This is a genomic window from Blautia sp. LMAG:36 (assembly GCF_008680535.1).
Classification (GTDB): domain Bacteria; phylum Bacillota; class Clostridia; order Lachnospirales; family Lachnospiraceae; genus Blautia_A; species Blautia_A fusiformis.
Genome location: NZ_NALB01000007.1, coordinates 417,656 through 441,607, shown reverse-complemented (window position 1 = coordinate 441,607; position 23,952 = coordinate 417,656). Strand labels below are relative to the sequence as shown.

The following is a 23,952-nucleotide window of genomic DNA, read 5'->3' as shown; positions in this document are numbered from 1 at the left end:
TCTCCAATCGAGCATAGCTTTATAGCTTCGTAAATCGGACGTTTACAGTTCTGTTTATATTCCCAGAAAACTGTAACGTCAGCGTTATCATTATAGCATAAAGTATATAGAAATACGAGAATGGGACAATGGTTTATGAGTAATATTTTACAGGGAAAAGAAGAATATTTTACCCTTATCCAAAAATATTCCCATTATCAACCTGTGGGCCGGATGATAGAATATAATCAGATTAAAGGAAAGGGAGGAGAAAGAGCCGTGTCAGAATATGTTCTTGAATTAAAAGGTATTACGAAGATATTCCCCGGTGTCAAAGCTCTGAATAATGTACAGTTCCAGCTCAAGCCTGGTGAGGTTCACGCACTGATGGGTGAGAACGGTGCTGGTAAATCTACGTTTATCAAGGTTATTACCGGAGTACATAAAGCAGAAGAAGGTGAGATGTTCCTGAACGGACAGAAGGTTGACTTCAAGGGTCCGAAGGATGCCCAGGAGGCAGGTATTGCAGCCGTATATCAGCATCCGACATCATATCCGCACCTTACAGTTGCAGAAAATATTTTTATGGGTCACGAGATCATCAAACATCATATGATCCAGTGGAAAGAGATGAATCAGGAGGCGAACAAGTACTTAGGTGAGCTGGATGCAGATTTTGATGCAACCGCTGAGATGGGAACTCTTTCTGTTGCACAGCAGCAGATGGTTGAGATCGCCAAAGCGCTTTCCACAAATGCAAAGATCATCATTCTGGATGAGCCTACAGCAGCACTTACCAGAAACGAGTCGGAGAAGCTTTACACACTGGTTGATAAGCTGAAAGAGAATGGCGTTTCCATTATCTTTATTTCCCACCGTTTCGAGGATATGTATCGTCTGGCTTCCAGAGTTACCGTATTCCGTGATTCTCAGTATATCGGAACCTATGATGTAAACGGGATCACAAACGCAGATCTGATCAAGGCAATGGTTGGACGTGAGATCAATGATCTGTTCCCGAAGCCGGAGGTTAAGCTGGGAGATGAGATGCTTCGTATTGAACATCTTTCCAGAACAGGATTTTTCAAGGATGTTTCCTTCAATGTACGTGCAGGCGAGATCGTAGGTCTTACCGGTCTGGTCGGTGCAGGACGTACAGAGGTTATGGAAGCTGTCAGCGGAATTACCCATCCGGACGAAGGAAAGGTTTTCCTTGAGGGAAAAGAGGTTTATATCAAGACTCCTTCCGAAGCAATGGAAAAAGGTATCATCCTTCTTCCTGAGGACAGACAGAAGCAGGGCCTTGTCATGAGCTGGGGCCTTGGAAGAAACGTAACCCTTCCGATCATCAGCAAATATGCAAAATCCGGATTCAATGACGAGAAAGCAGAAAGAGAGCTTTCCAAGAAGCTTCTTGAAGAAGTAGATACCAAGGCTGTTGATATTTTCCAGCCTGCAAGCTCACTGTCCGGTGGTAACCAGCAGAAGGTTGTTGTTGCCAAGGCACTTGCTCAGGAAATGAAGGTCGTTATCATGGATGAGCCGACAAAGGGTGTCGATGTTGGTGCAAAAGCCGAGATCTATGCGATCATGGGAGATCTTGCGAAGAAGGGCTATGCCATCATCCTGATCTCTTCCGAGATGCCTGAGATCCTTGGAATGTCTGACCGTATCATCGTTATGTGCAACGGTCGTAAGACAGGTGAACTGAACAGGGGAGAGGCAACACAGGAAGGAATCCTTGAGCTGTCCATGGAAAAGAGCACTGGAAAGGGGACTAAATAATGGAAAAGAAATCTGTTATCAAGAAGATTACAGGCTCCCGAGAGGCTCTGCTGGCAATTATCGTGGTCGTGCTGTTTGCCGTTGTCACAGTGATCAGCCCGTCATTCCTTACGCCGAAGTCACTCATGGAGATGCTGAAAAATAATGCAGTAACAATGGTAATGTCACTTGGTATGCTGTGTGTCATGCTGGTAGGCGGAATCGATATTTCCATCATGTCAACTCTGGCACTTTCCGGTATGTCCATCGGTATGCTCCTGAAATACGGACATATCACAAGTACATTACTTGCTTTCATCATTGCAATGGCGATCGGTATTGCCTGCGGACTGGTTGTAGGTCTTGTGATTTCAAGAGCAAACGTTCCGCCTATCATTGCAACCATGGGCTTTATGTACATCTACAGAGCAATGGGTTATCTTGTTTCCCACGGTGGTGAGTGGGCAAGTGCCGCAGCTCTTGGTGAGTTTAAGAATTTTGCAACAACCAGCTTCCTTGGGATCAACAAGGTTATCTGGGTGATCATCGTATGCTATGTGGTATTCTTCTTCTTTATGAAATGGACAAGAACAGGACGAAGGATCTACGCAGTAGGAAGTAATGCAAGCGCAGCACAGGTTTCCGGTATCAATGCAAAGAATATCAACCTTCTTGTATATGTGATCATGGGATTCCTCGCAGGTCTTGGCGGAGCACTTCAGGTATCTGTTTATGCTTCTGCAATGCCTGATATGCAGTACGGCGGTGAGATGGATGTTATCGCAGCCTGCGTTATCGGTGGTGTAAGCATGAGCGGTGGACGTGGAACCGTAGTAGGTGCATTCCTCGGTTCCATTATCCTTGCAACGATCGCAAAAGCTCTTCCGCTTGTAGGTATCAGTTCACTGTGGCAGAACATGATCAAGGGTGTTATCATACTGGTAGTAGTTGTGATCAACGTTGTTCTGCAGAGAATCGCAGATAAAAACGCATTAAAGGGAAGGGAGATGTAAATCATGGCTGGAAAATCTGGAAGAAGTATTAACAATGTGCCGGAAAATCCGATGAAACACATCATATTCAGTTGGGAAGGCATCCTGGTCATTCTCTTTATCCTGGTAAATATTTTCTGCGCATCATTTTCTGAGTTTTATAATATGAAGAGTGTTCTTCGTCAGATGCCGGTTTACCTTGCAGAGGTATTCATGATGTTTCCAATGGCGTACATCCTGGTATTAGGCGAGATCGATATTTCCGTAGGTGCGATCGTGTGTCTCTCCGCTACCTTAAGCTGTATGGTCTGCAACACAAACGCTCCGTTCATTGTAGTAGTACTTACAGCACTGGTTGTTGGTGCCCTCTGTGGTGCGGTTAACGGATTTATCCTTACCCGTTTCAAGGAGCTGCCTCCAATGATCGTAACACTGGCAACACAGATCATCTTCCGTGGTATCGCTGAGGTAACACTTGGAGCCGGCGGAAGTATTGCGATCACAAACACAGATGGCTTCCGTGCTATCGGTGGAAAGGTTGGAAATATTCCATATATTCTTTTCCTGGTGCTGATCCTTGGTGTACTTTTTGCGATCTTTCTTGGAAAGAGCACATTCGGACGCCGTACATATGCGATCGGAACAAACCGTGTGGCAGCTTATTACGCAGGTGTTCACGTAGAGAAGATCCGTTTCATCATCTACACAGTTATGGGACTTATGTCCGGACTTTGCGCAGTATTCCTGGTATCCTCTTCTTACGGTGCAAATACAACAACCGGTAACGGATTTGAGATGGATGCCATTGCAATGGCAGTATTCGGAGGTATCTCCTCCACAGGTGGTAAAGGTAACCTGGCCGGCGGTATCATTTCTGCATTCATCATCGTATGCTTACGAGTTGGCCTTGGACAGAAGAACGTAAATGCTCAGGTGATCCTTCTCATCATCGGTGTACTTCTGGTAGCAGCAGTAGCTCTTCCGAATATCATCGGCGATGTGAAAAAAGCAGTCGCAATGAAGAAAAACTAAATATCACTTTTGAAACCCATATGATTGTTAGCTGCCTCCATTGGTGTAGCGGAGGCAGCAGCATATAAAAAAATTATATTCTTATAGGGAGGAACAACAATGAAAAAAAAGGTAATTAGCGCAATCCTTTGTGGAGCAATGGTTCTTGGTACAGTTTGCCCGGTTCTTGCAGCAGATGACAAAAAAGATGATACTAAGACAGAAGCAGCAGCTGGTGATTCCGCAAAAGACAAAAAGATCGCTCTGGTTGGTAAAGCAGCCGGTAACGCATTCTTCGAGATCGCAGCGAAATCTTTCCAGGAGACAGTAGAGGCTGAAGGCGGCGAGGTTCAGGTCGTTTATCCTGAGACAGCTACAGCTGATGCACAGATCAAGGTTCTTGACAACCTGATTTCCCAGGACTTCGATGCAATCTGTATTTCCGCTAACGATGTTAACGCTCTTCAGGCTAAGCTTGAGGAAGCTATGGATGAGGGAATCAAAGTATCTTCCTTCGACTCCGCACCGAACAAAGACAGCCGTGAGATTTTCGTAAACCAGGCTGGTACGAAAGAAGTTGCTCAGGCACTTATGGATGCAGTTCTTGATATTTCCGGTGGTGAAGGACAGTTCGCTATCCTTTCCGCTACATCTCAGTCCGCTAACCAGAATGCATGGATCGACGCAATGAAGACCATCATGGAAGGCGATGACAAATACAGCAAGCTTGAGCTTGTAGACGTTGTATACGGTGATGATGAGCCGCAGAAATCCACAGACCAGACAGCAGCTCTTCTTCAGAACTACAAGGATCTGAAGGTTATCTGCGCACCTACAACAGTTGGTATCGCAGCAGCAGCTAAATATCTTCAGGATAACGGATCTTCCTGCAAGCTGACCGGACTTGGACTTCCATCTGAGATGCAGGAGTACACAGGTGATGATGATTCTCATTCCTGCCCATACTTCTATCTGTGGGATATGCAGGGCCTTGGAAAACTCAGCGCTTACACAACAATCGCTCTGATCAACGAAGACATCACAGGTGCTAAAGATGACAAATTCACAGCTGGTGACCTTGGTGACTACACAGTAACAGAGGCAGATGATGGCGGTACAGAGGTTGTTCTTGGTGCACCTCTGAAATTCGATACAAGCAACATCGAGGAGATGGCTAAGCTGTACTAATCAATCCTCAGATTGACTGTATAATCATATGATAAATCCTTTTGGGACAAGGCGGAGTCTTCGGACTCCGCCTTGTTTCGTATATTTGAATTTGGTGTATAGAAGGTTTCCGAAAAAATTTCAGTCTTTTGATTCTGGTTGTACTCTTATGGCTGCGGTGTTAAAATGAGGACAGCAGAATAGAAAACCATGAACAGATGAAGGAGCAAAACACATGCAGCAGGCATTACTGGATCAGCTGAGAAAGATCACAGAGGAAGAGAGAAAAATCCTGGATGGAGAAGCAGAGGTGGATAGAGATCTCTACACATCCGGTCGGGACTTTACTGTGGACAGCCGTAAAATGCTGAAAGAAGGCAGGCTGATCGCTGTGCGTACACACACCCGTTTTGTGTATTTTCCGGCTCACAGGCATAATTTTGTGGAAGTGCTGTATGTGTGTGAGGGATCTCTGACTAATATCATTGACGGAAAAAAAGTCATAGTTAACAAAGGCGAGCTGCTTTTTCTCAATCAGTTTACGAAGCATGAGATTCTGAAAGCGGGGCAGAATGATATTGCGATCAATTTTATGGTGCTGCCGGAGTTTTTTGATGTGGCCTATTCCATGGCGGGCAATGACAATATGCTGGCAGATTTTCTGGTGAATGTCCTGCGACAGGATGAAGAGCGTGGGGAATATCTTCATTTTAAGGTTGCGGAAGTGCTGCAGATCCAGAATCTTCTGGAAAATATCATCTATTCTCTTGTAAACGGTGAGGAGAACAGAGAGCGGATCAATCAGACCACAATGGGCCTGATATTCATGTATCTGATAGAATCGGTGCAGTATGTGGAGATGCGTCTGCCCAATCAGTACGAAAATATGATCTCTATGACAACACTGGATTATATTGAACAGAAATACCGGACTGCTACGCTGACGGAGCTTTGTGGTCGTCTGCATCTTCCCATGCATGTCCTCAGTAAGATGATCAAGAAAAGCACAGGGTTTAATTTCAAGGAACTTCTTCAGAGAAAACGTCTGAACAAGGCTGTAGAGCTGATGTGTGAAACAGATCTGCCTGTCAGTGACATCATTGCGGCTGTAGGCTATGAAAATAACAGTTATTTTCATCGGGTATTCAAGGAACATTATCACATGACACCACGGGCGTTCCGGGTGAAAAACAGTGAGAAAGAACAGGTGAGGCTGTAACAGCCTCACCTGTTTTTTTAAATATCATGGAATTGTCCGATCTTGTTTTTGATCCGCTGCATTTCGTTATCCATATCGATCACAGTGCGGGCGCAGTTCAGCAGTTCATTGCTGACATCCTCATAACCGTCCATTTCTTCGATATTCTGCTTGTAACGCAGCTGATGCTCCAGAGTTGCCCAGAAATCCATACCGTTGGTACGGATCTGGATCTCTGCACGCATGGGAGTTTTTCCCTTGGAGAAGAATACGGGGATTTCCACGATCATGTGATAACTGCGGTAGCCGTTTGGCTTTGGATTTTTGATATAGTCCTTTACCTGGATGACGGTAATGTCATCCTGCCTGGTGATCAGGTCTGCAATAGTGTAGATATCATCGATAAAGGCACAGACAACACGGATGCCTGCCACGTCATTCAGCTGATTCTGAATATTCTCCGCAGTAAACTCATAGCCGAGCTTTTTGAGCTTTTTGTAAATGCTTTCCGGCTTTTTGATCCTTGTTTTGATGAAGGAGATCGGGTTACGTTTATATTCCAATGAAAATTCATCGTTGAGGACTTCCAGCTTGGTGCGTACCTCACGGACCGTACATCGATACATCATCATCAGATCATTAAATTTTGCGGAATTTTTGATAAAAACCTGTGGATCGGGGGTATCCAGCCAGGTGTTTGTATTTCTTTCAGCCATAGTGTTTTTCTGGTGAAACTCCTTTCTTATGTAATATTTATAACAATTACTTTCATACAATTATAGAACAAAATGATATTTTTTTCAACATTTGTATTGACATATCAGAAAAGCTGTGCTATTTTATAGAAAAAGTTTAATTAAGTAAACCACTAAACCACTAAACCGTTGAAGCGGAGATAAAGATATTCATGCGCGCACAGAGAGTCCGGGAGGGTGAGAGCCGGGTCGAGAGGCAGTTTATCAAATGGACCGCAGAGGGCACAGGGAAAGATATTTTCGGGTATCAAGTATTCTGTGACGTGAGGGCATACGTCAGTTGCCGGGAATATGAAGGTATTCCGCCAAGTGCACGGGTCAGACCGTGAATCAGGGTGGCACCGCGGGTGATTTTGAATTTAGAGCTCGTCCCTGACAGAACCAGATTCTGTCGGAGACGGGCTTTTCTTTGATTTCATGAGCAAGCAGCGAATGCAGATCACGAATGTCCCGTCCTCCGGTAAGGAATGAAAAACTCAGGAGGGCCTGTATATGTATCCAACATTAGAAAAAATCAAAGAACTCGCACAGTCAGGCGAATACCGGCGAATCCCTGTATGCAGAGAGCTGTATTCCGACCGCTATACACCCGTAGAAGTCATGAGGACCTTACGCACAGCCAGCAGACATTGCTATCTTCTGGAAAGTGCCAGCCAGACAGAGGTATGGGGACGCTATTCCTTCCTGGGATATGAGCCATCCATGGAGATCACCTGTACAGACGGAAAGCTTCAGATCCGCAGGATCCATGAGGACGGAACTGAAGAAAAAACCGTACAGCAGGTGAAGCATCCGGGAGATGCCATTCGGGAGATCCTGAAAGAATACAAAAGCCCAGTGCTGGAAAATATGCCGACCTTTACCGGAGGTCTGGTAGGATATTTTTCCTACGATTATATTAAGTACAGCGAGCCGAAGCTGGAGCTTACCGACGAGACAGTACAGGATTTCCGGGACATGGATCTGATGCTTTTTGACCAGGTGATCGCTTTTGACCATTACAGACAGAAGGTGCTTCTGATCACCGGTGTGATGACGGATGATCCGGAAAATTCCTATCAGAAGGCGGAAGCAAAATTAGAAGAGATGACAGATCTGATCCGAAACGGAAAACAGAAGGAATTTCCGTCTTTGAAACTGAAATCTTCCATTGAGCCGCAGTTCCCGAAAGCAAAATACTGTGAGATGGTTGAGAAAGCGAAGCATTACATCCACGAAGGAGATATTTTCCAGGTGGTGCTCTCCAATCCGATGCGAGCGAAAGCAGAGGGAAGTCTGTTTAATACATACCGTGTTCTCAGGGCTACCAATCCTTCGCCGTATATGTTTTATTTTTCCAGTGATGATATTGAGATTGCAGGAGCCTCCCCGGAAACACTTGCCAGGCTTGCAGGAACAGAATTAAGTACCTTCCCGCTTGCAGGAACAAGACCAAGAGGCAAGACAAAAGAAGAGGACCTGGCGCTGGAAAAAGGACTCCTGGCTGATGAGAAGGAACGTGCCGAGCATAATATGCTGGTGGATCTTGGTCGAAATGATATCGGAAAGATCAGTAAGATCGGTACCGTGAACGTAGAAAAATATATGTGCATCGAGCGTTTTTCTCATGTGATGCATATTGGTTCCACAGTGACCGGCCAGATCCGGGATGACAGGGATGCGGTGGATGCAGTGGATGCCATCCTTCCGGCAGGAACGCTTTCCGGAGCACCGAAATTCCGTGCCTGCCAGATCATCCAGGAACTGGAACAGAGCAAGCGAGGCATTTACGGCGGTGCTATCGGATATCTGGATTTTGCCGGAAACCTGGATACCTGTATTGCCATTCGCCTGGTTTATAAGAAAAACGGTGAGATCTGTATCCGGTCAGGAGCAGGGATCGTAGCAGACAGTATTCCGGAAAGTGAATTTCAGGAGTGCTGCAACAAGGCAAGAGCCGTTGTACAGGCAATCGAAACTGCACAGGAGGGACTGGAATGATAGTACTGATCGATAATTATGATAGCTTTTCCTACAATGTTTACCAGCTAATCGGTTCTGTGGAGCCGGATATCAAAGTGGTAAGAAATGATGAAGTGACCATCAAAGAGCTGGAGGCCATGAAGCCGGAGGCATTGATCCTTTCTCCTGGTCCGGGAAAACCGGAGGATGCGGGAATCTGTATTGAATCCATAAAATATTTCAAAGACAAGCTGCCAATCCTGGGTATCTGCCTTGGACATCAGTCCATCTGTGAAGCCTTCGGAGGGACAGTATCCTACGCAAAAGAGCTGATGCACGGAAAGCAGAAAGAGATACATAAAGTTGGAAAGAGCCGGATGTTTGAAGGACTTCCGGAAACTTTTCCGGCAGCCAGATATCACTCACTGGCAGCTATCCGGGATACCTTACCGGAGGAACTGGTTGTTACCGCTGAGTCTGAGGACGGAGAGGTGATGGCACTGGAGCATAAAGAATATCCGATATTCGGATTACAGTTCCATCCGGAATCTGTTATGACACCGGATGGAAAAACAATGATCGAGAACTTTATGAAGGTTATCAGAGACAGATAAGACAGAGAACAGCAATCCATAAAAGATAGAATCGTTACAGAACAGGAGGAAACAACAATGATCAAAGAAGCAATCATCAAGCTTTCAAAAAAAGAAGATCTTACATATGACGAAGCAGAAGCCGTAATGAATGAGATCATGGACGGAGCGGCAACACCGGTACAGATGGCATCCTACCTTACTGCACTTTCCCTGAAAGGAGAGACTATTGATGAGATCACTGCATCAGCAGCCGGAATGCGTGCACACTGCATCAAGCTTCTCCACGATATGAATGTTCTGGAGATCGTAGGAACCGGTGGTGACGGAGCAAACTCCTTTAACATTTCCACGACATCTTCTCTTGTGATCGCAGCAGGTGGCGTTCCGGTAGCAAAACACGGAAACCGTGCAGCATCTTCCAAGAGCGGTGCAGCAGATGTTCTGGAAGCACTTGGCGTAAAGATCACCATCCCGCCGGAAAAAAGTGCAGAGATCCTGAAAAAGATCAACATCTGTTTCCTGTTCGCCCAGAATTATCATATTGCCATGAAATATGTGGCACCGATCCGTAAAGAGCTGGGAATCCGCACGGTATTTAATATCCTCGGACCATTAAGCAACCCGGCAGGCGCAAACATGGAGCTGATGGGAGTCTTTGACCAGTCTCTGGTAGAGCCGCTGGCACAGGTTATGATGAAGCTTGGCGTGAACCGCGGAATGGTAGTTTTCGGGCAGGATAAGCTGGATGAGATCTCCATGAGCGCACCGACTTCTGTGTGCGAGATCAAGGACGGATGGTTCCAGTCCTATGAGATCACACCGGAGCAGTTCGGCTATACACGCTGCAGCAAAGAAAATCTGGCAGGCGGCACACCGGCAGAGAACGCAGAGATCACAAAAGCCATTGTAAACGGAACCGAAAAAGGCCCGAAGCGTCAGGCGGTCTGCATGAACGCAGGTGCAGCATTTTATATCGCAGGAAAGGCGAAGACTATAGAAGATGGCGTGAAGATGGCTGAAAACCTGATCGACAGTGGTGCAGCTGCTGCCAAGCTTGCGGAATTTATCAAATTAAGTAACGAGATTTGAAAATAATAGCGGCAGAAGAGAAATCGGCAATCCCTATCGGAAGAGATATGAACGGAAACATTAATCTGTCAGACTTCTTGAAATTGCTGAATGAGAGTTGAAATGAAATATCAAGGAGACAAACAAAGAATGAGCGAAAAAAACATTCTGGAAGAAATCGCAGAAAAAACAAGAGAACGTATCCGGAAGGAAAAGCTTCAGTTTCCCCTGGATCAGCTGAAAATCCTGGCAGAAAAAGCGCCACAGCAGCCGTCCTTTCTTGAATCATTGAAAAAGCCGGGTATGTCCTACATCTGTGAAGTAAAAAAAGCTTCCCCCTCCAAGGGGCTGATCGCATCGGAATTTCCGTATCTGGAAATTGCGAAAGAATACGAGGCAGCAGGTGCATCTGCGATCTCCTGCCTCACAGAGCCATTTTATTTCATGGGAAGTGACACTTATCTCCGTGAGATCACAGAAACAGTGGATATTCCGGTCCTCCGGAAGGACTTCACGGTGGATAAGTACATGATCTATCAGGCAAAAGCATTCGGCGCATCGGCTGTACTTCTGATCTGTGCTATCTTAAATGACCAGGAACTCCTGGAATACCGAGAGCTTGCAGAAGCTCTGGGAATGGATGCACTGGTGGAAGCTCATGACGAGAATGAAGTGGCAAGAGCATTAAAGACAGGTGCAAAGATCGTCGGTGTAAACAACCGTGACCTGAAAACCTTTAAGGTTGATATGAATAATAGCATCCGTCTTCGAAACCTGGCACCGGACAATGTGGTATTTGTGTCTGAGAGCGGAATCAAAAACGCAGGTGATATCGCTATACTGGAAAGAAATCGGGTAGGTGCAGTCCTGATCGGTGAGACCCTGATGCGAAGCCCGGATAAGAAAGCTGCATTGGAAAATCTGAATGGTAGAGCGCTTGTATAAAGGCCAAATGAAAGAATAGAGCAAATAAGTAACAGAGCTGACCAGCAGCAAATAGTAACGAAACAGGAAGGGGCAGGGTCAGACAGAAAGGGCAGGATTGGCTGAATATGAGAGAACAACCGTTGAAACATGGGAGCAGAACCAGGATCAAGATCTGCGGCCTGACCCGCCCGGAAGATATCCTGGCAGTGAACCAGGCTAAACCGGACTTTGCAGGATTCATTGTAGAATTCCCAAAAAGCAGAAGAAACGTCACCGTGGAGCAATTGAAGGCTCTCCGGGAAGAACTGGATGATAGCATTTTGCCGGTAGGCGTATTCGTCAATGCACCGGTGGAGCTTCCCGCACAGCTTTTAAACGAAGGAACCATCGCACTGGCACAGCTTCACGGCCAGGAGGACGAGAATTATATCAGACAGCTTAAGACCATGACAGACCAGCTTCTGATAAAGGCTTTTTCCATAAAAACAGAAGCAGATATAAAGAAAGCGATCCGTTCGGAAGCAGACAATATTCTGCTGGATCAGGGCGCAGGAGGAACAGGAGAAACTTTCGATTGGAGTCTGGTACCGGCAATCAAACGTCCCTGGTTTCTGGCAGGAGGTCTGGGCTGTGAAAATCTGGAATCGGCCATACATCTGCTTCACCCCTGGGCAGTAGATTTAAGCAGCAGTGTAGAAACCGACGGTCACAAAGACCCGGATAAAATATTAGAAGCAGTATACGCAGTAAGGAACATAAAGGAGGAAATATAACATGTCAAAAGGAAGATTCGGCATCCATGGCGGACAGTACATCCCGGAAACACTGATGAACGCCGTTCTGGAGCTTGAGGAAGCATACAACCATTACAAAAACGATCCGGAATTCAACCGCGAGCTCACAGAGCTTCTCAATGAATACGCAGGAAGACCATCCCGTCTTTACTATGCGGCACATATGACCGAGGACCTTGGCGGAGCCAAGATCTATCTGAAAAGAGAAGACTTAAACCACACAGGAGCCCACAAGATCAACAACGTACTTGGTCAGGTGCTTCTGGCAAAAAAAATGGGCAAGACCCGTGTCATCGCAGAGACAGGAGCCGGCCAGCACGGCGTTGCAACTGCAACCGCAGCAGCACTGATGGGAATGGAATGTGAGGTATTCATGGGAAAAGAAGACACGGAACGTCAGGCACTGAATGTTTACAAAATGCGTCTTCTCGGAGCAAAAGTCCATGCAGTCACAAGCGGAACCGCAACCTTAAAGGATGCCGTTTCCGAGACCATGCGTGAGTGGACAAACCGTATTGCAGATACCCATTATGTACTGGGCTCTGTTATGGGCCCGCACCCGTTCCCAACTATCGTACGTGATTTCCAGGCAGTGATCTCCAAGGAGATCAAAGAACAGATGTTGGAAAAAGAGGGCAGACTTCCGGATGTTGTCCTGGCCTGCGTAGGCGGCGGCTCCAATGCTATCGGAAGCTTCTACAATTTCATTGAGGACAAAGACGTTCGTCTCATCGGCTGTGAGGCAGCAGGACGTGGCGTGAATACTGCGGAGACTGCGGCAACCATCGCAACCGGTCGTCTCGGAATCTTCCATGGTATGAAATCTTACTTCTGCCAGGATGAATACGGACAGATCGCACCGGTATACTCCATCTCCGCAGGTCTTGATTATCCGGGTGTAGGTCCGGAGCATGCACACCTTTATGATATCGGAAGAGCAGAGTACGTTCCTGTTACAGATGACGAAGCAGTAGAGGCTTTTGAATATCTTTCCAGAACAGAAGGAATCATTCCTGCGATCGAAAGTGCCCACGCAGTGGCCTATGCGAAAAAGATCGCACCGACACTTGGAAAGGACAAGATCATGGCAGTTACCATTTCAGGACGTGGAGATAAGGACTGTGCGGCAATTGCCCGCTACAGAGGGGAGGATATTCATGAATAAGAGAATTACAGAAGCATTTGTAAACGGAAAAGCATTTATTCCTTTTTTAACCTGCGGAGATCCGTCTCTGGAGGTAACAGAGCAGCTGGTTTATGCAATGGAAGAAGCAGGAGCAGATCTGATCGAGCTTGGGATCCCGTTCTCAGATCCTACCGCAGAGGGACCTGTGATCCAGGAAGCTAATGTCCGGGCACTTGCAGGCGGCGTGACTACAGATAAAGTTTTTGCAATGGTAGAAAAAATCCGTAAAAATACAAAAATCCCAATGGTATTCATGACCTACGCAAACGTAGTATTTTCTTACGGAACAGAGCGTTTTATCAAGAAAGCAGCAGAAGTTGGAATGGATGGACTGATCCTTCCGGATGTTCCCTTTGAGGAAAAAGAAGAGTTTGATGTTGTGTGCAAACAGTACGGCCTTGACCTGATCTCCCTGATCGCACCGACCTCCCATGAGAGGATCGCTATGATCGCAAAAGAGGCGGAAGGCTTTGTTTACTGCGTATCGTCCCTTGGTGTAACAGGAATGCGTACCAGCATTACCACAGATATCGGAGCTATGGTGAAGCTGGTAAAATCCCAGAAAGACATCCCATGTGCAGTAGGATTCGGAATCTCCACCCCGGAGCAGGCAAAAAAAATGGCAGACCAGTCGGACGGTGCCATTGTAGGATCTGCTATCGTGAAGCTTTGTGGAGCTTACGGCAAGGACTGTGTGCCGAAGGTGAAGGCTTATGTGAAAGAGATGAAGGACGCGATCAGATAAGTTTCCGGCTGAAATCGGATTACAGATCACAAAGTGTAATAAAAATCTGCTTTATCCAAAAAGAAAGGGTAAGGCAGATTTTTTTTGTGCTAAGCAGACTTCGGAGAAATTACAGAAAATATCTGCTTGACAGTCAGAGACCAGGTGATAGATGATATAAAAAAAGGTGAGGAGGAAATTGGGGATGAATCGGGAGGAAGCAACGGAAAAAGCAGAAGTGCTGGTTGCCAGAATGACGCTGGAGGAAAAAGCCAGTCAGTTAAGGTATGATGCACCTGCAATAAAAAGACTGGGAATTCCGGCATATAACTGGTGGAATGAGGGACTTCACGGTGTTGCCAGAGCAGGGCAGGCAACGGTTTTTCCACAGGCGATCGGAATGGCGGCAACTTTTGATAGGAAAAGTGTGGCAGAGATGGCCGGTATCGTGGCAACAGAGGGCAGAGCAAAGTATAATGCATATTCCGTAAACGGTGACAGAGATATTTATAAGGGATTGACGTTCTGGTCTCCTAATGTCAATATTTTTCGTGATCCACGATGGGGTAGAGGCCATGAAACTTATGGGGAAGATCCGTATCTTACAAAAGAACTGGGAGTTTCCTTTGTAAAAGCACTTCAGGGAAATGGGGATACAATGAAGGCAGCAGCCTGTGCAAAACATTTTGCAGTACATTCCGGGCCGGAGGCACTCCGTCATGAATTTGATGCGGAAGCATCCGCAAAAGATATGGAAGAAACGTATCTGCCGGCATTCGAAGGTCTGGTAAAAGAAGCGAAAGTAGAAGCGGTTATGGGAGCTTATAACCGGACAAACGGGGAACCCTGCTGCGGAAGTCCCACATTACAGAAAAAACTCAGAGGCGAATGGAAATTTCAGGGGCATTTTGTATCAGACTGCTGGGCGATCCGTGATTTTCATGAACACCATATGGTAACGGATACAGCCGTTGAATCTGCAGCACTGGCTATTAATAATGGCTGTGACCTGAATTGTGGAAATACCTATCTTCACATTATGAAGGCATACGAAAAGGGGCTTGTCACAGAAGAAACCATAACCCGGGCAGCAGTGCGGCTTTTTACCACAAGGTATCTGCTGGGGTTGTTTGATGGAAGCGAATATGACAATATCTCCTATCTGGAGGTGGAATCTCCCAGGCATCTGGATGCAGCGGAGAAAGCAGCGGAAAAAAGCTTTGTTCTGCTGAAAAATAACGGGATTCTTCCGCTTGATAAAGAAAAACTGAAAACAATAGGGATCATCGGACCAAATGCGGATAGCAGACAGGCGCTGATCGGCAATTATCACGGGACAGCTTCCAGGTATATTACCATACAGGAAGGCATCCAGGATTATGTGGGAGACGATGTAAGGATCCTTACTTCCAGAGGCTGTGATCTGTTCCGAGACCGGACGGAGCACCTTGCGTTTACCAGAGATCGTATTGCGGAAGCCAAGGTGGTTGCGGAAAACAGCGATGTGGTGATCTTATGTATGGGACTGGATGAGACACTGGAAGGAGAAGAGGGAGACACCGGAAACAGCTATGTATCGGGAGATAAAGAAGATATTGAACTTCCCGGAGTACAGCGAGAACTGATGGAAGCAATCGCAGACACAGGAAAACCGGCAGTATTCTGTCTGCTGGCAGGAAGTGACCTTAATCTGAAATATGCGGTAGAGAAATTTGATGCCGTCATGATGCTGTGGTACCCTGGATGCCAGGGCGGGAAGGCAGCGGCAAAGGTACTGTTTGGAGAAATCTCGCCATCAGGAAAACTTCCGGTGACATTTTATGAAAGCCTGGAAGAACTTCCGGATTTTACCGATTATTCCATGAAAGGCAGAACATATCGCTATATGGAACGAAAAGCACAGTTTCCTTTTGGATATGGTCTGACGTACAGTAAGGTGGCAGTAGATAAAGCAGAGGTCAAAACATGTGGACAGAAGATAAACGTGGAGGTAGAAGTGCAGAATAACGGCGCATATGATACAGAGGATGTTGTTCAGATCTATGTAAAAAATATCGACAGCAAAAATGCCATTCCCAATCCGATGCTGGCCGGTTTTCAGCGGATATTCCTGAAGGCGGGAGAATGCCGAAAAATAGAAATCCCAATATGGGAAAAAGCATTCACCGTAGTAGATGAAACAGGAAAACGGATGGAAGAAGGAAAGAAATTTGAAATTTATGCAGGCTGCAGCCAGCCGGATGAAAAAAGCAAAGAACTGACCGGGATCATGCCGGTAAAGATCATCTGGGAAAAATAATAAGAAAATCTAAAATAACAGGAGGGCGATGCATCAGGCAGCGCCCTCCCTTTATATCTAACGCATAAACAACCGTACCATTTTCTCATAAATCTTCCGATATTTCTGATACCGCATAGGAAGATCGATCCAGGTCTTTTTATCTACAATACTCTTATAATGAGAGAATGTCCGGAAGCCGTCGATGCCATGATAGGATCCCATGCCGCTTTCACCAAAGCCGCCGAAGCCCATATTGCTGGTTGCCAGATGTATGAGGACATCGTTGATACAGCCACCGCCGAAACCACATCGGGAAGTAACTTCCCGGGCATTTTTTTCATCTTCGGTGAAGATATAAAGAGCCAGCGGATGTGCCATGGAATTGATCTTTGTTACGGCACCTCCGAGAGAGTCATAGGTGAGGACCGGAAGTACCGGACCGAAGATTTCCTGCTGCATGACCGGATCTTCGAAGGTTACGTTATCAAGAACCGTCGGCTCGATCTGAAGTGTTTCACGGTTGGAACCACCGCCGCAGACAGTTTTGGAAGGATCGATCAGACTGTTGATACGGTCGAAATGCTTTTCGTTGATGATCTTTCCATAATTCCGGTTCTTCAGTGGTTCTTTTCCATACTGGCGTGTGATCTGTCTGCGAAGCTCTGCGACCAGGGCTTCTTTGATCTCCGGATCACAGTAGATGTAGTCCGGAGCCACGCAGGTCTGGCCACAGTTCAGGAACTTGCCGAATACGATACGTTTTGCCGCAAGGCGGAGATTGGCTGTTTTGTCCACGATGCAGGGGCTTTTTCCACCCAGCTCCAGAGTGACTGGTGTGAGGTGTTCGGAAGCCTTTCTCATGACCTCTTTTCCCACAGACTGGCTTCCCGTGAAGAAGATGTAATCAAAGTGCAGACTGAGAAGATGTGTGTTTTCCGCACGTCCGCCTGTGACAGTTGCAACGTATTTTTCATCGAAACATTCATGGATGAGAAGACGGATCACTTCACTTGTTGCCGGTGAGTAGGCACTTGGTTTCAGGATGACTGTGTTTCCGGCTGCAATGGCGTCTACCAGTGGTTCTATGGTGAGAAGAAACGGATAGTTCCACGGACTCATAATGAGAACCACACCGTAGGGGGATGGTTTGCGGAAACTGTGGGAATGGAACTGTGCCAGTGGAGTTGGAACGGTCTGTTCTTTTGCGTAGGAGCGGATATTTTTCAGCATATGTGTGATCTCGGAGAGCACCAGTCCGGTCTCACACATATAGCTTTCGAAATTACTTTTTCCAAGATCCTTTTTCAGCGCGGCGTGGATCTGATCTTCGTGTTTCCGGATGGAAGCGCGGAGACGTTTCAGGGCGCTGATGCGAAAATCAAGGTCAAGAGTTGCGCCGGAGTAGAAGTACTGGCGCTGTTTATCTAAAAGCTGGTTGATCTGTTCTTTTTCCATGGAATTGTAGTCCTTTCTGAAAAAACTGTATTCGAAATATCGAAAAAATCTTTCTATGCCAATGGCTGTTTTAGCAATTGCCTGCCGGAGGCATCAGTCTGTAATACAGTGTTTCAAGTTCGCCGGCATCCATCAGTACAGGAACCGGGTACAGAGGATTGGCTTCTTTATCTGCGTAATGGGCAAGCTCCGGGATGTCTGTTTCCTGGATTTCCGGAATATAGTCTCCGATGCTAAAGCGTTTTTTCATATCTTTTATTGCATCAATAAACATCCGGGCAGCAGTTTTATCGTCCTCATGTTTATCGCAGAGACCGGCAGTTACGGCAAGGTTGCGGAGTTTGTGAGTGATGGAATCTCCGTATGTTTCCAGTACCATAGGAAGGATCACTGCATTGGCAAGCCCATGTGGAACATTATATTTTCCGCCGAGGGAATGTGCAATTGCGTGGACATATCCAACGTAGGATTTGGTGAAGGCACAGCCTGCGAAATAGGAGGCGCGGAGCATATTTCGTCTTGCTTCAATATTATTGCCGTCTGTGTAGGCGGTATCCAGATTTTCAAAGATCAGTCTGACAGCATCCAGGGCATTTTTTCTTGTGCCAGGTGTAGTGGAATTTCCAATGTAGGCTTCCACTGCGTGAGTCAGGGCATCCATGCCGGTGGTAGCTGTGATAAACGGCGGAAGGCTTAAAGTCACTTTCGGGTCAAGGACTGCGTAGCGTGGGATCAGCGGAAAATCGTTGATGGCATATTTGTGCCGTGTTTCTGCATCGGTAATGACAGCAGCAAGTGTTGTTTCACTTCCTGTTCCTGCAGTCGTGGGGATGGCGATGAGAAGAGGAAGCTTTTTGTGGATCTTCAGGATTCCCTTCATCTGAGCAAGAGACTGGTGTGGCTTGGCAATGCGGGCTGCCGTGGCTTTTGCACAGTCCATACTGGAACCTCCGCCGAAGCCGATGATCGCCTGGCAGTCATTGTCCAGATACATGTGAAGGGCTTCGTCCACATTGACGGTTGTTGGATTGGCAACGGTTTTGTCGTAGATGTGGTAAGAGATGCAGCTTCGCTTCAGTGTCTGCTCCAGCCTTTCTGTAAGGCCAAGGCTTCGAATCCCTGCATCTGTGATGATGAGTACATTGTTATAGTTTCTTTTTTCCAGAACTTCCGGAATACCTTTGACGCTTCCGATGATCTTCGGATTGCGGTAAGGAAGCAGTGGAAGGGCGAATTTAAAGACATTCTGGAAAACCCGGCAGTAAGCTTTTTTTAATGGATTCATGGTAGTTTTCGTTCCTTTTAAAGTCAAATTATTTTATTCTAAATATTATATATAGCAGTTGGAAGGGGAAAAGTCAAGGTTGCCGTTTATGGAAGTGCATCGCGAAGCGTGTTGCTGAGAACAGAGTAACCGTAACGTCATAAAAAAGAAAACAGGAAAATATAATATTGTCATGGTTGTAAATATCCTTTACACTAAGGGAGTCAAACAGAATCATTATGCAAGGATTGGATATCCAGCGGAAGGCAAATGTCCGCAGAATAGATATTGATCACGGAGGAAATCATGCCAGAAACAGACACATCCGCAAAAAATCCTCTTCATGTATCCGAAGTGGATGATAATTTAAAAGAATTAAGCCCTCACGGTTCCTTTGAGCTGCCGGTGGAAACCTATATGGCGAACTGTGAGATCTTTCATGCATTGTATGACCACTGGCACAGTGAGATGGAGATCATGTATATTGAAAAAGGCAGTGGCTTTGCCAGACTGAACCGGGAGAGCATCCGCCTGAAAAAGGGGGATATCCTGATCGTGAACTGCGGAGTTCTCCATAGTATGCGCACGGATCTTAAGAAGCCTCTTTATTATAAGAGTGTGGTTTTCAGCCTGGGCTTCCTTGCAGGTCAGCCGGGAGATATCTGCCAGGAATGTGTGGTATCACCATTAATAGAAAACAAGGCAGAATTCTGCCATCATATAGAAGAAGGAGATTCCGGATATGAGAAGCTACGGGAAATTTTTCTGGAGATCCATGACTGTCATACGGAGAAGAAGCCATATTTCTATGTGAAGTTGAAAATGCTGTTCTTTGATTTCTTTTATGAGATGCTGACGAAGCATTATATTATCCCGGTAAGCATAGAGCAGAACAAGAGCCTTGTAGCAGTAAAGAAAGTGCTGGATCATATCAGCCTTCACTACCAGGAGAATCTTACCGTTTCAGAGCTTTCCGGACTTTCCAATTACAGTGAGTATTATTTTATGAAGCTTTTCCGCCAGTATACGGGAAAAACCCTGGTGGAATACATCAATGACTTCCGTATGGAGAAGGCGAAGTATCTTCTTACGCATTCCGATGCACCTGTGACGGAGATCGCCATGCAGGTGGGATTTAACAGTACAAGTTATTTTATAAAGAAATTTCAGCAGTCCAATAAGGTTTCACCGCATAAGTACAGGAAGAGTATGAGACAGATCTGAGACAGATCCCGAAACAACCGCATATGTACCGGTTATGTTTTTATGCAGAGCTACAGTAAAAAGTGAAAAACAGTCTGACAAATATCTTGCATATCATGACAGGATTGTTATATTTTTGAAAAGAAATGCGTGATATCCTAATATCATCAAAAACAAAGCAAACAACCTTGTAAAAACATATTTCATCCCATCAAGATCCATGAAAGGAGATCAAAATGGAAACATTAAGCAAAGTATTTGAAGACAAATATAATAAAAATGTAAAAGATTGTACAAACGAGGAAATCTATCACGGACTCCTCTCCTGGACAAAGGAGCAGCTGAAGGGGCGCGGCTACCAGGATGGAAAAAAGAAAATTTATTATATTTCCGCAGAGTTCCTTATCGGTAAGCTTCTTTCCAACAACCTGATCAATCTGGGCGTTTATGATGAAGTTGCGAAATATCTTAAAGAAAACGGAAAAGAGCTTTCCATGATCGAGGAGATCGAGCCGGAGCCATCTCTCGGAAACGGCGGACTTGGTCGTCTGGCAGCTTGCTTCCTGGATTCCATCGCAACTTTGGGACTTCCGGGAGAAGGAATCGGACTTAATTATCACCTCGGACTTTTCAAACAGGAGTTTAAGGATCATCTTCAGTTTGAGACACCGAATCCGTGGATCCAGCCGGAGAGCTGGCTTACAGATGCAGGCGTTTCCTATTACGTGCCGTTTAAGGGCTTTATGCTGAAATCCACACTGTATGATATTGATGTTGCAGGCTATGAAAACAAAGCGATCAAGCTTCGCCTTTTTGATATTGATATTGCAGACGAGAGCATTGTGGGCGAGGGAATCTCCTTTGATAAGAAGGATCTGCTCCACAATCTGACACTGTTCCTTTATCCGGATGACAGCGATGATGCAGGAAGAAAGCTTCGTATCTATCAGCAGTACTTCATGGTAAGCAATGCGGCACAGCTGATCCTGGATGAGGCAACAGCAAAAGGCTGCAATCTTCATGACCTTGCCGATTACGCAGTGATCCAGATCAACGATACACATCCGAGTATGGTAATTCCGGAGCTTATCCGTCTCCTCACAGAGCGTGGAATCGAGTTCGAGGAGGCATGCGAGATCGTATCTCATGTATGCGCTTATACCAACCATACCATTCTTGCAGAGGCACTTGAGAAATGGCCGATCTCCTATCTTGAGGAGGTTGTTCCGCATCTGATGCCGATCATCCGCAAGCTGGACGAGCGTATCAAAGCAAAATATCCGCAGGAAAATCTTGCCATCATCGACAAGAACGACCTGGTACACATGGCACATATGGACATACACTACGGATTTTCCATCAACGGTGTTGCATCCCTTCATACCGATATCCTGAAGGAGACAGAGCTTCATCAGTTCTATGAGATCTATCCGGAGAAATTCAATAACAAGACAAACGGAATCACCTTCCGCAGATGGCTCCTTCACTGCAACCATCCGCTGACAGAGTACATCACATCCATGATCGGTGACGGCTTCCGCAAGGATTCCTTTGAGCTTGACAAGATGCTTGGCTTCAAGGGAAATCAGGACGTTCTTGCAAATATCCTTAAGATCAAGCAGGATGCAAAGAAGAGATGTGCGGAGTTTATCAAAGCCAACACAGGTGAAGAGATCAACACACACAGTGTTTATGATATCCAGATCAAACGTCTTCATGAGTACAAACGTCAGCAGCTGAACGCACTTTACATCATTGACCGTTACCTGAAGATCAAGGCAGGCGAGAAGCCGCAGCGCCCGGTAACCTTTATCTTCGGTGCAAAGGCAGCTCCTGCATACGTTATCGCAAAGGATATTATCCACCTGCTTCTCTGCTTACAGGAGCTTATCAACAATGATCCGGAGGTTTCCCCGTACATGAAAGTTGTTATGGTGGAAAACTACAACGTAAGTGCAGCAGAGAAGCTGATCCCTGCCTGCGATATCTCCGAGCAGATCTCTCTTGCTTCCAAGGAGGCCAGCGGAACAGGAAACATGAAGTTCATGCTCAACGGTGCTGTAACACTGGGAACCATGGATGGTGCAAATGTGGAGATCAGCCAGCTGGTAGGCAAGGATAATATCTATATCTTCGGAGAGTCCAGTGAGCAGGTTATCGAACACTATGAAAAGGCTGACTACTGCTCCAGAGATTTTTATGAGAAAGACGAGCGCATCCGTCGTGCAGTAGACTTTATCGTAGGAAACGAGCTTCTTTCTATTGGAAGTGAGGAGCATTTAAGAAGACTGCATCATGAGATCGTAAGCAAAGACTGGTTCATGACTCTTCTTGACTTCGAGGATTATGCGAAGGTGAAAGATCAGGCACTGTCCGATTATGAGGACAGAACCGCATGGGCAGAGAAAATGCTTGTAAATATCGGAAAAGCAGGATACTTCTCTTCAGACAGAACCATCGAGGAGTACAACAGAGATATCTGGCATCTGACACCGGAGAAATAAAACGGTTTTAGGCAGATTGCTCCGGCTCGGAAGAAAAATAGAAAAATAGAAAATAAAAACGCCGGCATTCATTGGAATATGTACTGGGGCTGAGATGTCAGAGATGATCTGGCAGCCTGGACAGGACATGTTACAGATGAATGGCCGGTGTTTTTTTGTGAAATTGGTTGCGAAAAATTGTTTACGGAATCAGGCAAGCGATACTTCAGGCTTTTCCATGCTTAAATGCCATCATCATCTCCTTGGTAAGGCTGATATTATCTCCTTCATCCGGAATGTCTTCCCGGTTGAACCAGGAGGCCATGGAAAGCTCATCGTGGTCTACAGTCAGAGTGTCGTCGCCATCCAGATCACAGTAGAAGCCAAACAGAAGTGTTCCGGAGAAGGACCATGGCTGACTTTTGTAGTAGCGGAGATTTTTGACCTTTACGCCGATCTCTTCCATAACTTCACGGTGGACAGTCTCCTCGATGGTCTCGCCAATCTCGGCAAAACCTGCGATCATGGCGTAGCGGGTGTGATTTCGGCCCTCATATTTGGAGAGGATCAGCTTGTCACCGTTGGTAACGCCTACGATCACAGCTGGAGAAAGCACTGGATATTCACCGTTTCCACAGGCAGGGCAGATCATCTTGCGCTCATGTTTATCATGTACCATCGGTTTTCCGCAGCAGCCGCAGAAACGGCGCTTGCTGTACCACTGAAAGAGCTGATATCCGGTGATTCCTGCGAAAGCCAGATACTGTGGCTCTGCTGTGCGGAGAACTCTTGTGATCTCAAACTGATAACCAGGAAGGAGCCTGGTGTCAAGATCCGGGATCAGATAAAAATGCTCTTCGTCAATGGAGAAGAGATAGATATAATTCTCATAGAGATTTTCAACTTTTCCTTCCAGCTCTCCAAAGCTTGGAAGAGTCATAGTCTCGCCATCTTTTTTCATAAGGATCTTTCCTTCTTCATAGGCGAGGATGTGGCTTTCTTTATCCGGGGCCACAGGTTTGTACTCATTGTGATAGGTATGTGGTGCGATATCCTGGATCATGATCGATAATTCCTTTCCGAATTTATTGTTTTACAGTGTTTGCTGAGAAGTTTTGCCATATAAAATACAGCACGCTTTCTACAGTATAAGCTTACCTTAAG

The 23,952-nt window shown here is 46.1% G+C and carries 19 protein-coding genes; 15 read left to right on the top strand and 4 right to left on the bottom strand.

The window, feature by feature from the left end; genetic code table 11:
* The first annotated feature begins 258 nt into the window (after positions 1-258).
* From CCC17_RS11465 to CCC17_RS11445, 5 genes are all read left to right on the top strand, one after another.
* Positions 259-1,764 carry a sugar ABC transporter ATP-binding protein gene (locus CCC17_RS11465; RefSeq protein ID WP_059086913.1) on the top strand — a complete coding sequence of 502 codons (1,506 nt, stop codon included), beginning with the start codon at positions 259-261 and terminating at the stop codon, positions 1,762-1,764.
* On the top strand, positions 1,764-2,756 hold the full coding sequence (locus tag CCC17_RS11460; protein ID WP_059086065.1) for an ABC transporter permease: 993 nt from the start codon (positions 1,764-1,766) through the stop codon (positions 2,754-2,756). The genes CCC17_RS11465 and CCC17_RS11460 overlap by 1 nt, the downstream gene beginning before the upstream one ends.
* Positions 2,757-2,759: 3 nt before the next feature.
* Complete coding sequence (locus CCC17_RS11455) at positions 2,760-3,767, top strand: ABC transporter permease (protein WP_092068559.1); 1,008 nt, start codon at positions 2,760-2,762, stop codon at positions 3,765-3,767.
* A gap of 99 nt (positions 3,768-3,866) precedes the next feature.
* Entirely contained in the window at positions 3,867-4,934 is a 1,068-nt protein-coding gene (locus tag CCC17_RS11450) for a substrate-binding domain-containing protein (protein ID WP_059086063.1), read from the top strand.
* Between the two features lie 214 nt (positions 4,935-5,148).
* Positions 5,149-6,132, top strand: coding sequence for an AraC family transcriptional regulator (locus tag CCC17_RS11445; RefSeq protein WP_092068556.1), 984 nt, complete (start codon positions 5,149-5,151; stop codon positions 6,130-6,132).
* Positions 6,133-6,149: 17 nt separating this feature from the next.
* Here CCC17_RS11445 and CCC17_RS11440 read toward each other — a convergent pair whose 3' ends face one another.
* Positions 6,150-6,827, bottom strand: coding sequence for a GTP pyrophosphokinase (locus CCC17_RS11440; RefSeq protein ID WP_015527292.1), 678 nt, complete (start codon positions 6,825-6,827; stop codon positions 6,150-6,152).
* Positions 6,828-7,358: 531 nt separating this feature from the next.
* Between CCC17_RS11440 and trpE the strand changes: the two genes are divergently transcribed.
* The 8 genes from trpE to CCC17_RS11400 all read left to right on the top strand — a co-directional run bounded on the left by trpE (position 7,359) and on the right by CCC17_RS11400 (position 16,401).
* The gene (trpE, locus tag CCC17_RS11435) at positions 7,359-8,846 is read left to right on the top strand and encodes an anthranilate synthase component I (protein WP_173722421.1); all 1,488 of its coding nucleotides are present in this window, start codon (positions 7,359-7,361) and stop codon (positions 8,844-8,846) included.
* Positions 8,843-9,421: an anthranilate synthase component II gene (locus CCC17_RS11430; RefSeq protein ID WP_092068549.1), complete on the top strand. Its 579-nt coding sequence runs from the start codon at positions 8,843-8,845 to the stop codon at positions 9,419-9,421. The genes trpE and CCC17_RS11430 overlap by 4 nt, the downstream gene beginning before the upstream one ends.
* Positions 9,422-9,478: 57 nt before the next feature.
* Positions 9,479-10,492, top strand: a complete 1,014-nt coding sequence (trpD, locus tag CCC17_RS11425) for an anthranilate phosphoribosyltransferase (protein ID WP_287083126.1) — start codon at positions 9,479-9,481, stop codon at positions 10,490-10,492.
* A 129-nt stretch (positions 10,493-10,621) separates the two neighbouring features.
* On the top strand, positions 10,622-11,416 hold the full coding sequence (gene trpC, locus CCC17_RS11420; RefSeq protein WP_287083125.1) for an indole-3-glycerol phosphate synthase TrpC: 795 nt from the start codon (positions 10,622-10,624) through the stop codon (positions 11,414-11,416).
* A gap of 107 nt (positions 11,417-11,523) precedes the next feature.
* On the top strand, positions 11,524-12,171 hold the full coding sequence (locus CCC17_RS11415; protein WP_287083124.1) for a phosphoribosylanthranilate isomerase: 648 nt from the start codon (positions 11,524-11,526) through the stop codon (positions 12,169-12,171).
* A gap of 1 nt (position 12,172) precedes the next feature.
* Entirely contained in the window at positions 12,173-13,357 is a 1,185-nt protein-coding gene (trpB, locus tag CCC17_RS11410) for a tryptophan synthase subunit beta (protein ID WP_287083123.1), read from the top strand.
* A complete protein-coding gene (gene trpA, locus CCC17_RS11405) occupies positions 13,350-14,123 on the top strand; it encodes a tryptophan synthase subunit alpha (RefSeq protein WP_287083122.1) in 774 nt (257 codons plus the stop codon). Before trpB ends, trpA begins: the two co-directional genes overlap by 8 nt.
* Positions 14,124-14,307: 184 nt before the next feature.
* A complete protein-coding gene (locus CCC17_RS11400; RefSeq protein ID WP_287083121.1) occupies positions 14,308-16,401 on the top strand; it encodes a glycoside hydrolase family 3 C-terminal domain-containing protein in 2,094 nt (697 codons plus the stop codon).
* Between the two features lie 57 nt (positions 16,402-16,458).
* Here CCC17_RS11400 and CCC17_RS11395 read toward each other — a convergent pair whose 3' ends face one another.
* Together CCC17_RS11395 and CCC17_RS11390 are read right to left on the bottom strand one after the other, a co-directional pair.
* A complete protein-coding gene (locus tag CCC17_RS11395; RefSeq protein WP_287083120.1) occupies positions 16,459-17,838 on the bottom strand; it encodes an aldehyde dehydrogenase in 1,380 nt (459 codons plus the stop codon).
* 70 nt (positions 17,839-17,908) lie between these two features.
* Positions 17,909-19,123 carry an iron-containing alcohol dehydrogenase gene (locus CCC17_RS11390; RefSeq protein WP_022426709.1) on the bottom strand — a complete coding sequence of 405 codons (1,215 nt, stop codon included), beginning with the start codon at positions 19,121-19,123 and terminating at the stop codon, positions 17,909-17,911.
* Positions 19,124-19,408: 285 nt separating this feature from the next.
* Here CCC17_RS11390 and CCC17_RS11385 point away from each other — a divergent pair, with 285 nt between their 5' ends.
* Together CCC17_RS11385 and glgP are read left to right on the top strand one after the other, a co-directional pair.
* Complete coding sequence (locus CCC17_RS11385) at positions 19,409-20,326, top strand: AraC family transcriptional regulator (protein WP_287083119.1); 918 nt, start codon at positions 19,409-19,411, stop codon at positions 20,324-20,326.
* A 215-nt stretch (positions 20,327-20,541) separates the two neighbouring features.
* Positions 20,542-22,809 carry a glycogen/starch/alpha-glucan family phosphorylase gene (glgP, locus tag CCC17_RS11380; protein WP_215638316.1) on the top strand — a complete coding sequence of 756 codons (2,268 nt, stop codon included), beginning with the start codon at positions 20,542-20,544 and terminating at the stop codon, positions 22,807-22,809.
* Positions 22,810-23,014: 205 nt separating this feature from the next.
* Here the strand turns inward: glgP and nudC are convergent, their stop codons facing one another.
* On the bottom strand, positions 23,015-23,851 hold the full coding sequence (gene nudC, locus CCC17_RS11375; protein WP_114002281.1) for an NAD(+) diphosphatase: 837 nt from the start codon (positions 23,849-23,851) through the stop codon (positions 23,015-23,017).
* Positions 23,852-23,952 lie beyond the last annotated feature (101 nt).